At 62.3% G+C, this 12,596-nt stretch carries 13 protein-coding genes and 2 pseudogenes; 8 read left to right on the top strand and 7 right to left on the bottom strand.

Going from position 1 to position 12,596, the window contains the following annotated elements; all coding sequences use genetic code 11:
* The 5 genes and pseudogenes from J1M43_RS15965 to J1M43_RS15985 form a co-directional block, all read right to left on the bottom strand.
* Positions 1-201, bottom strand: a pseudogene (locus J1M43_RS15965) (IS3 family transposase); the annotation flags it as partial.
* Between the two features lie 49 nt (positions 202-250).
* The gene (locus tag J1M43_RS15970; protein WP_206477448.1) at positions 251-1,210 is read right to left on the bottom strand and encodes an AAA family ATPase; all 960 of its coding nucleotides are present in this window, start codon (positions 1,208-1,210) and stop codon (positions 251-253) included.
* A gap of 308 nt (positions 1,211-1,518) precedes the next feature.
* Complete coding sequence (locus tag J1M43_RS15975; RefSeq protein ID WP_206477449.1) at positions 1,519-2,691, bottom strand: SAVED domain-containing protein; 1,173 nt, start codon at positions 2,689-2,691, stop codon at positions 1,519-1,521.
* On the bottom strand, positions 2,678-3,325 hold the full coding sequence (locus J1M43_RS15980) for a hypothetical protein (RefSeq protein ID WP_206477450.1): 648 nt from the start codon (positions 3,323-3,325) through the stop codon (positions 2,678-2,680). The genes J1M43_RS15975 and J1M43_RS15980 overlap by 14 nt, the downstream gene beginning before the upstream one ends.
* Positions 3,283-3,897 carry a proton-conducting transporter membrane subunit gene (locus J1M43_RS15985; protein WP_206477451.1) on the bottom strand — a complete coding sequence of 205 codons (615 nt, stop codon included), beginning with the start codon at positions 3,895-3,897 and terminating at the stop codon, positions 3,283-3,285. The genes J1M43_RS15980 and J1M43_RS15985 overlap by 43 nt, the downstream gene beginning before the upstream one ends.
* Before the next feature lie 474 nt (positions 3,898-4,371).
* Between J1M43_RS15985 and J1M43_RS15990 the strand changes: the two genes are divergently transcribed.
* The 6 genes from J1M43_RS15990 to J1M43_RS16015 all read left to right on the top strand — a co-directional run bounded on the left by J1M43_RS15990 (position 4,372) and on the right by J1M43_RS16015 (position 8,245).
* Positions 4,372-4,671: a rhodanese-like domain-containing protein gene (locus J1M43_RS15990; protein WP_206477452.1), complete on the top strand. Its 300-nt coding sequence runs from the start codon at positions 4,372-4,374 to the stop codon at positions 4,669-4,671.
* 51 nt (positions 4,672-4,722) lie between these two features.
* Positions 4,723-5,019 carry a metal-sensitive transcriptional regulator gene (locus J1M43_RS15995; protein WP_206477453.1) on the top strand — a complete coding sequence of 99 codons (297 nt, stop codon included), beginning with the start codon at positions 4,723-4,725 and terminating at the stop codon, positions 5,017-5,019.
* 8 nt (positions 5,020-5,027) lie between these two features.
* On the top strand, positions 5,028-5,375 hold the full coding sequence (locus J1M43_RS16000) for a DsrE family protein (RefSeq protein WP_206477454.1): 348 nt from the start codon (positions 5,028-5,030) through the stop codon (positions 5,373-5,375).
* Between the two features lie 680 nt (positions 5,376-6,055).
* On the top strand, positions 6,056-6,325 hold the full coding sequence (locus tag J1M43_RS16005) for an SHOCT domain-containing protein (RefSeq protein ID WP_206477455.1): 270 nt from the start codon (positions 6,056-6,058) through the stop codon (positions 6,323-6,325).
* Positions 6,325-7,779: a multicopper oxidase family protein gene (locus tag J1M43_RS16010; RefSeq protein ID WP_206477456.1), complete on the top strand. Its 1,455-nt coding sequence runs from the start codon at positions 6,325-6,327 to the stop codon at positions 7,777-7,779. Before J1M43_RS16005 ends, J1M43_RS16010 begins: the two co-directional genes overlap by 1 nt.
* 46 nt (positions 7,780-7,825) lie before the next feature.
* Positions 7,826-8,245, top strand: a complete 420-nt coding sequence (locus tag J1M43_RS16015; protein WP_206477457.1) for a DUF302 domain-containing protein — start codon at positions 7,826-7,828, stop codon at positions 8,243-8,245.
* Between the two features lie 16 nt (positions 8,246-8,261).
* Here the strand turns inward: J1M43_RS16015 and J1M43_RS16020 are convergent, their stop codons facing one another.
* The gene (locus J1M43_RS16020; protein ID WP_206477458.1) at positions 8,262-8,927 is read right to left on the bottom strand and encodes a GntR family transcriptional regulator; all 666 of its coding nucleotides are present in this window, start codon (positions 8,925-8,927) and stop codon (positions 8,262-8,264) included.
* A gap of 153 nt (positions 8,928-9,080) precedes the next feature.
* On the opposite strand from J1M43_RS16020, the gene J1M43_RS16025 reads away from it, so the two are divergent.
* Positions 9,081-9,827, top strand: coding sequence for a DsbA family protein (locus J1M43_RS16025; protein WP_206477459.1), 747 nt, complete (start codon positions 9,081-9,083; stop codon positions 9,825-9,827).
* Positions 9,827-10,675, top strand: a complete 849-nt coding sequence (locus J1M43_RS16030; RefSeq protein ID WP_206477460.1) for a cytochrome c biogenesis CcdA family protein — start codon at positions 9,827-9,829, stop codon at positions 10,673-10,675. The genes J1M43_RS16025 and J1M43_RS16030 overlap by 1 nt, the downstream gene beginning before the upstream one ends.
* A 1,024-nt stretch (positions 10,676-11,699) precedes the next feature.
* Here J1M43_RS16030 and J1M43_RS16035 read toward each other — a convergent pair.
* Positions 11,700-12,596, bottom strand: a pseudogene (locus tag J1M43_RS16035) (IS3 family transposase); the annotation flags it as partial.

A 12,596-nucleotide genomic window follows, 5' to 3' on the forward strand; every position in this document is an offset into this window, starting at 1 on the left:
GTGTTCCTCGCTGGTCTGCCCGTCTCGGTCTCCCGCGTCGATATCGGCTTGCACAACCCACCGGCGCAACGATTCCGCACCGACGCCTTCCTGACGGGCGACGGCTGCAATGGCCTTCGCGGTCGAGGGGTACTCGGCCCGGTGCTCGCGCACGAGCCTGACTGCGCGCTCACGGAGCGCGGCATCGATCTTCTTCGGCATGATGACATCCAATCAACTCAAAAGGATGCGGCACCAAACCTGGGACGGTTCACGCCGTTCGCCGGGTATCCAGCGCAGCGATGAGATCGTTGGCGGTAATGAGTGTGTCGCCTCGCATCAGGATGGACTTTGCGGAAGCCTCGGCGGCCTTTACGAGGTCTGCGTGGCTGAGTCCCTCGGTGTGCGCGTCAACGTTGTCCCAGCGCATTCCTTTGATCAATGAGCCCAGTCTGCCCTTGATAACGGAACGGGCCTGCGCTTTGTCAGGGAGGTGATAGGTGAGGACCATGTCGAACCGTCGGAAGAGAGCCTTGTCCAGAATGGAGCGGTGATTCGTTGCTGCTATCACGATGCTCTCCGGGCTGGACTGTTCGAGGAACACAAGGAACGAGTTCAGAATTCTCCGGGCCTCGCCGACGTCGTTACCAGATCGGTCGGCGCCAAGAGCGTCGAATTCGTCGAAGAGATACACACCGCGACGTTCTGCAACCGCGTCAAATACGAGTCGCAGCTTGCCTGCAGTCTCACCCATGTATTTGCTGAGTAAGCTATCGAGCCGAATCGTGAACATAGGTAGCGATAACTCGCGCGCGAGTACCGCGGCGGTCATAGTCTTTCCGGTACCTGGCGGTCCCTCAAGGAGCAGTCGATGCGTGGGGTCGAAGCCGTGTTCGAGGAGGGTTTTTCGCTGTCGTTGCTCCGCGATTACCTGTTTGAGCCGCTCAACGAGTTCGCCTGGCCCAACGAGGTTCTTCAGTGTCACTTCCGGGTGTGTGACCTCGATTAGATCTGCCAGGTCGCCGCGTGGCTTGGCAAGCTTGGTGACGTTGCTACGGGGACTTGTCTGCCGAGAGGCGTCGACGGCCTTCTTGATGTCATCAGCGAGCAAGTGATGACCTTGACGGGCTTCCCGTGCGGCGACTTGGAGGGCGACCGAGTAGAACGCTGAGTCGTCACCGGACGCGTGACTGCGGACCATGGCAGTGATGTGTTCCCCTAAGCCAGCCATCACGCCTCCTCGCAGCATCATTCCATCGGGTAGAGCCTTCCCCGTTCATTCTAGGGTGCCAGCTCCGTCGAACTCGGGAGCGCCTCGGAGCCTGCAACCAGTGTCTAGCCGACCCCAGACATCGCGTAGAAGGTCATGGCCCTCCCCCCACGTCCGTCGAAAGGGCTCCCGACACTCCACCCACAGTCGAGCGCGAATTCACGGTCTCGCGACCTGCATGCCAAGGACGGCACTCCTTGTAGCCGCTGCATCGTCCTGGATCGTCGCACGTCGCCACGTTCGTTGTCGTTACGCTTCTGTCTGCTTCTCTAGGCGTTGACCGTGATGACCGCCTCGTATGCCACATTCGTGCGCTCGTAGATCGTGACGGGCGGATGAATGTCTCGGACGATCGCGCGGCCGGCCTCGATCGAGGCTGTGACCGGTGCAGACGCGATCAGGTGCCAGCGACGTGCGCTTGGGAAGCGCGCTTCAGCCATCGCTAGCGCTTCTCGCCACCGCTCGGCAAAGTTGACGAGAGATTGCTCGTGCGAAATAAGAACCGGTCCAGGTGGCGAGCCTACGGGTCTTACCTCGATGACCGGCAATCCGGCGACATCGGGAGGAAACGCCGCACGACTCACCTCGCTTGTCAGTGCGCAGACCAGTACGAGGCCTTCGGCCGATGCGTCGTTTTCGGAGGTGACGATCTCGAAGTCGACCAGGTCGCTTTGATCACTCCATGACCAACCCGTGAACTGGTCGCGGTGCTTTTGGAAGAGTCGGGTTGGTGTCTTGTCGTCGAGATGCCATCCCAGATAGACGAGCAGAGGTACAGGAGCGATGGCAAAGACAGAGATGTGCTCCACGTCTCCGCTGTCGACGGCTTGACGGACTTGAGTAAGTGTGTCGTCGATCGATTGCTGCGCCGCATCCCAAAAGCCGCGGCCGTTTGCGGAACCGTTGATTCGACAGGTGAAGTCACCGCTGCGCTGGGTCTCGACTAGGCCCAGGTAGTTGACCGCGAGGAGCGTTTCGCCGATCTCGCGCCGGGATGCCATCGCAAGCGACCCGCGTATCATGCAACCAACTCGGAGCGCGGCGGTTCGAGTGAGTCCACCGTTGTCTGTGACCATCTCGATCCGTCGCTCGAAGGATTCCTTAATCTCGCGGAGCTTCTCGGGCGGGAAGAAGTCGATGTGGTCCGGGTTGTCGATGATCTTGTGACAGTCGTGGCATAGGAGCAATAGGTTCTCTTCGGCCTCGGTGTCGTCGACGCCGTCGTTGGCTCCACTGCGAGGTGATCCGGCTCCGTCGGTAGCGCCGATGTTGTGAGCCAGTTCCGCCAACAGAACTGAGTGCAGGTACGTTCGCTGGTCGCCGAGCAGGCGACGGTTGCAGATTGTGCAACGTCCAGCGGTGCGTGCCCAAAGTGCGTTGCGTACTGACTCCTTGATGCGTTCGCGCTTGACGGTGGTGTCTCGCGCGTCAGAGGGCGCCATCCTGCACTCCTCCCGACTGGTCCTTGGTCAGCTCCTCCGTCTCGCCACTTCCCTGATATTCCGACAGTTCCTCGCCTTCGGCCGGCGCTTCGATGCGGGTTGCGGCCACGAAGCTTCGCAGCGGTCCCGCTTCGCCATGCGGCAGCGAGATGAGGTGTGTCCCGGATACGGGTTCACTGGAGCCGAGATGTGCGCCAAGCAGGCTGGTTAGACTCGCGGCGATGCCGCTCATGTCGGCAGCAGAGCCGTGGAAGGTCGGTGTGGAGCAGCCCCTGGTTGGGATGATCTCGTCGGCGTCTGTCTCGGAGCCCCACAGTTCGTAGAAAGGCTCCAGCGTGCCATCGGCTCTCACCGCGTTTTCGGCATTCTGGTCGATCGTTAGGCAACCCGCTCTCTCGGGTGGCATCGAGACGCTCAGGATGCCGAGCGTTCCGGTTCGCACGTCACATGCCATCTGCGCAAAGACCGGGCGCGTCGCCGTCGCAGCCGCAGCGTCGAGCACTCGCCCCACCGCGACGCTGACGGTGGCGTCGATGATGACGTCAGCATCGGCGAAGTCTGATGCTTCCGGAATGTGGGCTGCGCGCGGTATTACCTCGACGGCATCGCTAATTGCGCGTAGGCGTGCAACCAACGAAGGTAGTAGAAGAGGCTCGCGACGGTGTTGACGGCGGCGATCACGACGAGCAAGGCGAAGCCGCCGTCGGCGGCGGCGGCGAACCTGGTGAGCTTGCCGAAGAAGATGACGGTGGGCGGCGTGCCGACGAGTCCGAGCAGGCCCACGACCAGCGCCCCGGCGAGCAGCGGATGCCGCGCGGCAAGCCCGGTGTAGTCGGCAATGCAGCGGCGTGCGGGGAACGCGGCGACGACGGCGAAGGCGGTGAGGTTCGTCACCGCGTAGCCGGCGAGGTACAACACGAGTGACCGTACGGCGAGGTCGCTGCGGCCGGCAACGGCGACCGGGAGCAACAGGTAGCCGACTTGGCTCACGGTGGACCAGCCGAGTAGGCGCCGGACATCCGTCTGCCAGAATGCGGCGAAATTCCCGAGAGTCATGCTCACGGCAGCGAGGACTCCGACGAGCAGCGGAATATCGACCCCGGCGGGCATCACCTCGAGGAGTCGGATCGCAGCGATCAGGGCGCCCACCTTCGGAATGGTGGTCAGAAACGCCGCCACGGCCGTCCCAGGCGCTGTCGAGGACATCGTGATCAGCAATCGAGAAAAGGACTTCGTGGGCGCCGCTCGGGGTCGTTGGCCGACATCGGGCGCTATGGCCGATGCTTGGCGCGCTGCTGCCGACAAACAAGTTGTTTAGCTCACACAACCATTTTTCAGCCAGTTCAATACCCCTAGGGGTATAGTTTGAATTTCGACGAACTACGAGAAGGAGTATGAGTATGTGCCGAGCAGCTACCTGTAAGAAGTGTGGCAAGACAACGTGGGCGGGGTGTGGTCAGCACGTCGATCAGGTTATGCGAGGGGTGCCTGGCGCGCAGCGTTGTCGTGGACATGAAAGGGATGCTCCACCCCAGGGCAATTTCTTCTCGCGGTTGTTCTCGGGTCGCCGCTAACCAACCTCGCCGTGGGAAGAAAACCCACAAGTCCGGTTCTAGCCGCGAGGTGGGCCTGTAGGAGAGCGTTGCACAGTTCGTTCAGTTTTACTTGAGAGGATCATTCATGAAGTCCATTCTAGTTACAGGCCTCGCCGACCAATTTGACGTGACTCTGGTCGACGTTCGAGAGCAGAACGAGTATGCCGCGGGTCACGTTCCCGGGGGCATCAATATCCCGTTGGGTCAACTCCGGTCGCGTATTAGCGAGATTCCGTCGACAGATACCGTTCATGTCATCTGTGAGTCGGGACGTCGCAGCGCCCAAGCGGTGGAGGCGCTCGGAGCCCTTGGCATAAATGCGGTCAACGTTGATGGTGGCACTGCCGCTTGGACCCAAGCTGGGCTGCCCCTCGATACCAACTAGGCATTTTTGCCGGTTCTGTCCCACTGATCAGATCAATAGAGGAAAATTCCCATGACCCCTTCCAGTGCTCTCGACGGCGATTCCGCAGCCGCAGCCGAGGCTTCCCGGAAAGTTATCAATCGGCGTCGACGTGCGCAGGGCCAGCTCGCCTCGGTCATCACTGCCGTCGAGTCCGGTGCAGAGTGCCGTGACGTTGTTATTCAGCTTGCGGCTGTCTCCAAGGCCCTGGATCGTGCAGGCTTCACGATCGTGTCGACCGCGATGAGGCGGTGTATCACCTCTCCGGACGACCCGTCGGACCCGATGACGGTTGATGAGCTCGAGAAGCTTTTCCTCTCCTTGGCTTAGGAGTGCAGATGGCCGACAAACATCTTCTCATTCATGCCTATGGCGCCGATCCTGAAGTCCTGTCGACCGCGTTCCGTGTCGCTCGCAATTCCGCCAGAGAACTCGGTTCCGGTGTCGGGATTCACATTGTCGTACAAGGTCCCGCGGTGGAACAGCTCACGGCTGGGAGTAGCTACGCGGATGAGATTGCCGAAGTCGCCACCTCGCGCGCGATCGAGGTGACGGCCTGCAGCAACAGCATGGCCACGATTGGAGTCGACAAGTCTGAACTTCACAAGTCAGTGGGGAGCGTTCCATCAGCGGTGGCATATGTCGCGCAGAAGCAGTGGGAGGGCTGGGCTTACGTCCGGTTCTGATGCCAGATGCTCGCGCGACTCGATCCTCGACACCCGGAGAATGTGATGACCAAAACTCTTGTCAGCAGCAGGCGGGTCGGCGGTGAGCTTCGCCGTTGGCCTCGCCACCGTTGGTACGTGTCCGCGCTCGTGGCCGCCACCGTGCTTCTCGGGTTGGGCGCGGCCAACGGGCTCATTGGAGTTCCGGCGGACATCGGACATGATTCTCTGGCCCCGCCTCCGGCGCGGTGGTGGTACCCATTCGCGATCATAGGGGCGGGGCTTGTCGGCCTGATTTTCGCTACCTACCGAGGCGCACCAATCGGCGCGGCGGCGACCTTCTGCGATCTTCGGTGGCCGATACTCGGGATAGCAGGCGTCGCCTTCGCTGGTCTGTCGTCGTCGTCAATGAGCCTAATAGCGCTCGCTCCTGGCACGCTCGGAGTTGTCACCCGACTCGCGCTTGGACTCGCGGCACTCGCCCTGCTGGTATGGGCGCTTCTGCAGCGTCTCGCCCAGGAACAGGAGGCAACAGTCTCCGACCGAGAACGTGGGGTCGATCCAGGCAATGCCTGCTCCACCTGTCGGCCCATCTCCATCCCTCGGCCCTCGCCCCATCAGGCAGCGAAGCAATGAACCATCTGATTCTCACCGCATAGCCACCGTGGCTTGTCGTGGCAATAGAAAGAAGGAGTGGACGCATGATGAACGACTACGGATTCTTGATGGGTGGCGCTTGGGTGTTCTGGCTGCTGATCGTCGTGGGCATCGTCCTACTGGCGATCTGGGCGGTGCGGGCCTTCGGGAGTAGGCCTGCACCGGGCCCGACCGGTGAACGGCATCCCGCGATTGGACAGGGAACCACGAAACGAAGCCCTGCGCGCGAGGCGCTTGACCTACGGTTCGCGCGAGGTGAACTGAGTGTGGAGGATTACCAGGAGCGCGTCCGCATCTTGGGTGAAGACACGTGATGGAACCGCTTACTCGACGGCAGGCGCTCATCCTGGCGGGCGCTGGGACGGCGAGCCTCGTTGTCGGCTCCACCGGCCTTCTATTGAGTGCGGACTCCGGAAGCGACTCTGCAGCAGGTCAGATGCTGGTGGAACCACGAGTGATGCGCAGCGTCAACGGCGCCCTGAAGGTGGAGCTGTCGGCCGCGGAGGGGAAAGCGCGGGTCGCAGGCCGGCAGGCGACAGTGCTGGCATACAACGGGGGTCTGCCGGGCCCTACCTTGATCGTCCGCCCTGGGGACCGCCTCAGCGTCTCGCTGAAGAACGACCTGAGCAAGGCTTCGAATCTTCATGTTCACGGACTCCATGTGTCTCCTGAACGAAACAGCGACAACGTTTTCGTCGCGGTCGAGCCGGGAGAGTCGTTCGACTACGAATACCGGCTTCCGGACGATCATCCGCCGGGCGTGTATTGGTACCACCCGCACCATCACGGCATGGTCGCCGAGCAGATCTTCGGCGGCCTGTACGGGATGATCATCGTTGAAGACCCCACCCCCATCTCGGTAGGCCGCGAACGAGTCCTTGTGATCTCGGACATCACTCTCGATGGTTCCGGGGAGATTCCCGCAGCAGCAGCGATGGATCGGATGCTTGGCCGAGAAGGCGATCTGGTGCTCGTCAACGGTCAGGTCGCTCCGACGCTGACGCTAGCGCCTGGCGAAAGGGAGCGGTGGCGCATCGTCAACGCCTGCGTTGCTCGCTATCTCAAGCTTCGACTGGACGGACAGCACCTGCAACTGCTGGGCATGGACTCCGGTCGATCCGTGAACCCGCACGAAGTCGACGAGGTTGTTCTGACCCCGGGGAACCGAGCGGATCTGCTTGTCACCGGCGTTGCCGGAACTTCGGTGCTGCGATCGTTGCCTGTGGACAGAGGGGGCGCGATGGGGATGATGGGTGCTGGCGCGCGGTCCTCCTCGAACTCCGTCGACGTGATCACGGTCGAGGTGAAAGGTGCGCCTGTTGCCGAGCACAGTCCCGTGCCGGCACAGCCAGTTCAACGCGATTTGAGAACCGAGTCGGTAGCGGCGACCCGGCAACTGACTTTCGCCATGGGAATGGGCGGCACGAGCATGAGTGACGGCGGGATGAGCTTCACCATCGACGGCCAACCCTTCGATCCTGCACGCATCGACTCTGCCGTTCAGGTCGGAAGCGTAGAGGAGTGGACTCTCGTCAACACCAGCACCATGGATCACCCGATTCACCTCCACGTGTGGCCGATGCAGCTAGTGGACGACCAGGGTGGTTCCACCGATGATCCGGTGTGGCGCGATGTCGTCAATGTTCCCGCCCGGAGCCGAGTGCGGGTACGAATCGCGTTCGACGACTTCCCGGGCAAGACCGTCTACCACTGCCACATTCTCGCGCACGAAGACGCCGGGATGATGGGGGTGGTCGAGGCGACATAGCCGGCACCGAATCGGAAGAAACAATCAACAATGTAAGGAGCATTTCATGAACTACGCACACACGGTCACCGTCACGGCGAGCTTCCACGACGCGGTCGCCCGCACCCGGGCAGCGCTACAGGAACAGGGCTTCGGGATCCTCACCGAAATTGATGTTCGAGCCACCTTCGACGACAAGCTCGGGGCGGAGAGCAGCCAGGCTCTCGGCGACTACCTAATTCTCGGCGCTTGCAACCCGGCTCTGGCGCAACGAGCCCTCTCCGCAGAACCAGACATGGGACTTCTGCTTCCCTGCAACGTTGTCGTTCGTCGGGGCCCTGACGCGGCGGCGACTACCGTTCAGGCCATCAACCCGCAGACGATGGTCGAGCTGAGCAGCTCAGCAGATATAGAAGGAGTAGCGGATGAGGCGGACACCCGTCTCCTCGCTTCCCTCGAGGTCGTGAAAGCGGAGTTCACTGCGTAGTGCAAGCGGTGGAACGCTAGTCGTCCGCGGTGATCGCGCCGAACTGCGTGGTGACGGCGTACCGGCGACCTCGAATCCGGCCTTGCCGCACTTCGATCGGTGCGCCAGCATGAATGCCAACACGGTGGATGCGGAGAATCGGTTCACCCGGATCGCACGCGAGGTACTGAATATCCAACGCGTCGGCAATGTCGGCTCGTAGTTCTTCTCGCCCGCCGTCCAGCGTGATGCCGCACCGCTCCCGAAGTTCTTTGTAGAGCGCGGTGTGAGAGAAATCGACCTCGAGAAGAGGTCCGACGAGCGCGTTCGGCAACCACACCTCGTCCCATCCGAGCGGTTCCGTGTTGGCGAACCGAACTCTCGCCAAGTGAAAAAGAGGAGTCGACGGGGAGAGTCCCAATTGAGTCGCCACGCGGGGGTTAGTGGTGACGGCCTGCGTGAGGATGGTGCTTCGCTGAATCATCCCGGCAGCTTGAACGGAGGCGAACAGACTGTGGAGCGGACCGAATAGGAGCCCGTCTTCTGACTCGACGACGCGTTGACGGCGCCCGCGTTCCGCGGTGATCGCACCGCTGTCGCGCAGCGGCCGCAGCGCGCTGCGCACCGTTCCCCGGCTCACCCCGTAGGTCTGCGCCAGCTCCATTTCTCCCGGAAACCCGTCAGCGAACTCGCCGTTCGCCATCCGCTCCCCCAGGTCGGTAGAAATAGCTCTCCACAATGGTGCGTTATCGCCGGTGCTGTGACTCGAAGACCTAACCATGTTGACGCTCTTCTTTCTCCCATGAAATGTATGTACATTTAACCTCGAAACCGTTCCTTCCTACGAGATGAGCAGATGACAACGCCGCGCAGCACAAGCAAATCGACCCGTAGACCTTGGAAAGGATATGCCGTTGCAGCGGCTGGCCTGTTGGTCGTCGTCGGGGTTGTCGGGGTCGGCGTCGCTGCTCAGCAGAATGATGAAGCAACCCCGGACTCGCCCATCGTCACTCATGACACCCCGGCCGACACCGGCGGTGAGCCGGAATTTGATATGTCCCGGCGGGTCGACGGGGATCCGACGGCTCTCGGGGCTGTCGACGCCCCGGTAGTACTTATCGAGTATGCCGATTTTCGATGCCCATTTTGCGGAGTCTACGCTCGCGACACCATGCCACAGCTGATTCAGGAATACGTGGACTCAGGCGAGGTGCGAATGGAGTGGCGCGATCTGCCAGTCTTCGGCGATGAGTCGGTTGCTGCGGCGGTGGCCGCGCGGGCGGCCGGAGAACAGGGTCTGTTTTGGGAGTTCGGCGAAGTGGTCTTCGCTGACGCCCCCGAGCGCGGTCACGTCGCGTTGCCGCGTGAGCGCCTGATCGAAATCGCCCAGCAAATCGGGGTGCCGGACATGGCCGCCTTCGAAGCGGATCTGACGAACCCCGAGTTGCTGGCGCGCGTGGACGCCGACCTTGCGGAGGCCCGTTCACTCGGAGTTACGGGCACTCCAACGTTTCTTGTCAATGACACCCCGTTGAGCGGAGCGCTACCCGTCACCGCCTTCCGAGACGCGATTGAGGCGGAACTCGAACAGGCCGAGAACTGATGGACATTGGTTACGCGGGCGCGTTCTTCGGCGGCATCCTGACCCTGTTGAGTCCCTGTTCGGTGATGTTGCTCCCCGCGTTCTTCGCTTACGCATTCAGCTCGCCCACACGATTGTTTGCCCGCACCGCCGTCTTTTACCTCGGACTGATCGCGACCCTGGTCCCGATCGGGGCGCTAGCAGGTTCCTTCGGGGCATTGTTCACGCAGGATCGTGACCTATTCGTGGCTATCGCTTCAACGGTGATCATCGCCCTGGGTCTGGTGCAACTTTCCGGGGTCCGGTTGCCCAGTTTTTCTCGCGGCGGTGGCGGGGAAGGAACCTCGAAAGTTTCAGTTTTTGTCCTCGGTACCGTCTATGGCGTCGCGGGGGTGTGCGCTGGTCCCATTCTCGGGTCGGTTCTGACGGTCGCCGCGATCGGTGGCGACGCCGTCTACGGCGGAATGCTCTTGGCCGTCTACGCCCTCGGCATGGTGGTGCCGCTGGTTGTTCTCGCGCTGGTGTGGGATCGCGCCAAGATCAGCCAGCAAAAGTGGTTGCGCCCGCGCTCCTTGCGCATCGGTCGGTGGCAAAACTCCTGGCTGATGATCGTCTCCGGCGCCCTTTCTATCGGTATCGGTATTCTCCTGTTGGTCACGGACGGAACAGCGGGGCTCGGCGGGATTCTGACTATCTCGGGCCAGTTCGCAGCGGAGAGCTGGGCGCTGAACGTGTCATCCGGTGTTTCCAATCTGGTCTTCAGCATCATTGCTGTGCTTGCGATTTCGGTTGTTGTCACTCTCTATGGCATCCGATCAAGACGGCGGCGACGGCGCGCTCAGGTGGCGGAGGATGAACGGGTACTGTGACGAGCTTCGGCGGAGGCACGAAGGTAGTGCGCATCATTCTCGGTGTAGGAGTCCTGGCAGGGGTACTCACCTCTTGCACCCCGGCACCGCAGACGGTGGGGGCGCAGCTTGTGGACGATCGCGTCGACTACCTGCGCGCGGCATCCCCGGACGTGGTTCGCGCCCCTCCCAATTTTCGCTTTCGTGGGTTGGTCCAGTTCGATCAGCCGCCAACCGTGTCCGGGGATAATTTCACCTCGGTTCTCTTCCCGGACGGTCAACGAGACGCGCTCAGTATCGTCGAGGTCGGCGCCGACGGCCGCGGCTGGCAGATAGACACCAACCCTTCCTGCGTGGGTCGTACCTCGATAACCGTTGACGGGCAGACACTTGATGTCATCCTCGACTCTGATGCGTCGCTCGACGGGAACACACTCGCCACTCGAACCGTTGCGACCGCTTTTCGTGACAACGGTGAGATCGTCTGGGGTCCGGTCGAGGTCCCGGGTCCCCACCGGGGTCCGGGGCTCATCTTCGCCGATACTCCGAAGTCCGTGGTTTCGAACGATCCGGTCGGCGCGGTGATGCTGGACGCGCGCACGGGCGAGCAGGTGGACGCTGGACTTGCGAAGATGGCGCTGTACGAAGGCAATGGCGTCGGAGTCGCCGGCACCTTGGACGATGTGACGGCTTTTCGAACTGGGGATGGAGTCCCGCTGTGGGATTCCGCCTCTCTCGCCCGTCCTGCGGGAGCCGGACCAGACTGGAAACCGGCACTGATCGACGCCACCGGTCAATCGATCGGAACCGTCCTGTTCTTCCGTTGGACCGACGCCGGCGGCCATTCCCTCATTGCCGCCCACCGTCTGGAGGACGGCGCCAACCTCGGCATCGTCCCCGGGGAACTCTTCGGGCAGAGCGTTGTGTGTGATCGACTGTTTACAGGCCGGTTGAGCAGGGTTTTCCGGCCAGAGTAGTGGCTGGTTTCCTGCTGTTTGAGCGCGAGAATCCGGCCACGCAGCGTCACGTGCGAGTCGACACCCGACGCGTCGCTATGCGCTCGAAGCTGTTTCGGTTGGATCGGGTGGCCTTGCCGGCCACGTTCCCACAGCGCCATGCGTAGCGGGATCATGACGAGCTCGGTGTGCATGGTGGTCTGCGCGTGCCAGGCCACGATGCGTTGCGAGTACACGTCGAGGATGAAAGCGACGTAGACCCAGCCCGCCCATGATCGGACATATGTGAAATCCATCACCCAGGTGTGATCTGGATGTGGGGCCGTGAAGTCTCGGTTCAGGAGGTCGCCGGCACGGTTGCCATCCTTGCCGGGGATCGTGGTCCGGATGCCCTTCGCCCGGGTGATGCCTTGCAGACCCAGAGCCCGCATGGCCCGGTCCACCGCGCCACGTGAGGCGTCAGCGATGGCGGTGCGGCGGATCAGCGCGGTCATCTTCTTGCGGCCATACAAGCCCTCCGGCGTCATCCGGCGGCGCGTCGTCCCGTCGGGCAGCACCTCGGCGCGCCAGGCGGCGTCACGGACGGCGTCGACGACGAGCGCATCGGTCACAGTCCGGAGGGACACGCGGCCTTGCCGCCAGGCCCGGTAGGTGCGCGCAGCGACCTTCACGCCCTGCTCTCGCAGGACGCGGATGATCGACTCGACTGCATGCCCCTCGGATCTCATCTGGTCGATGAATCCCATGATCAGCGGTTGCGGGGGTCGAGTTCCCCCACGAAGAAAGTTGTCGCTGCTTTCAGGATCGCGACGTCGTCACGCAGCTTGCGGTTCTCGGCCTTGAGCCGGCGGATCTCTGCGTGTTCCTCGCTGGTCTGCCCGTCTCGGTCTCCCGCGTCGATATCGGCTTGCACAACCCACCGGCGCAACGATTCCGCACCGACGCCTTCCTGACGGGCGACGGCTGCAATGGCCTTCGCGGTCGAG

It is taken from the genome of Microbacterium sp. KRD172 (assembly GCF_017168295.1).
Lineage (GTDB): Bacteria > Actinomycetota > Actinomycetes > Actinomycetales > Microbacteriaceae > Microbacterium > Microbacterium profundi.

Excerpts from the sequence above, each read along its gene's own strand:
- J1M43_RS15970 (WP_206477448.1), bottom strand. The coding sequence starts at position 1,210 with ATGGCTGGCTTAGGGGAACACATCACTGCCATGGTCCGCAGTCACGCG.
- J1M43_RS15975 (WP_206477449.1), bottom strand. The coding sequence starts at position 2,691 with ATGGCGCCCTCTGACGCGCGAGACACCACCGTCAAGCGCGAACGCATC.
- J1M43_RS15985 (WP_206477451.1), bottom strand. The coding sequence starts at position 3,897 with ATGTCCTCGACAGCGCCTGGGACGGCCGTGGCGGCGTTTCTGACCACC.
- J1M43_RS15990 (WP_206477452.1), top strand. The coding sequence starts at position 4,372 with ATGAAGTCCATTCTAGTTACAGGCCTCGCCGACCAATTTGACGTGACT.
- J1M43_RS15995 (WP_206477453.1), top strand. The coding sequence starts at position 4,723 with ATGACCCCTTCCAGTGCTCTCGACGGCGATTCCGCAGCCGCAGCCGAG.
- J1M43_RS16000 (WP_206477454.1), top strand. The coding sequence starts at position 5,028 with ATGGCCGACAAACATCTTCTCATTCATGCCTATGGCGCCGATCCTGAA.
- J1M43_RS16005 (WP_206477455.1), top strand. The coding sequence starts at position 6,056 with ATGATGAACGACTACGGATTCTTGATGGGTGGCGCTTGGGTGTTCTGG.
- J1M43_RS16010 (WP_206477456.1), top strand. The coding sequence starts at position 6,325 with ATGGAACCGCTTACTCGACGGCAGGCGCTCATCCTGGCGGGCGCTGGG.
- J1M43_RS16015 (WP_206477457.1), top strand. The coding sequence starts at position 7,826 with ATGAACTACGCACACACGGTCACCGTCACGGCGAGCTTCCACGACGCG.
- J1M43_RS16020 (WP_206477458.1), bottom strand. The coding sequence starts at position 8,927 with ATGGCGAACGGCGAGTTCGCTGACGGGTTTCCGGGAGAAATGGAGCTG.
- J1M43_RS16025 (WP_206477459.1), top strand. The coding sequence starts at position 9,081 with ATGACAACGCCGCGCAGCACAAGCAAATCGACCCGTAGACCTTGGAAA.
- J1M43_RS16030 (WP_206477460.1), top strand. The coding sequence starts at position 9,827 with ATGGACATTGGTTACGCGGGCGCGTTCTTCGGCGGCATCCTGACCCTG.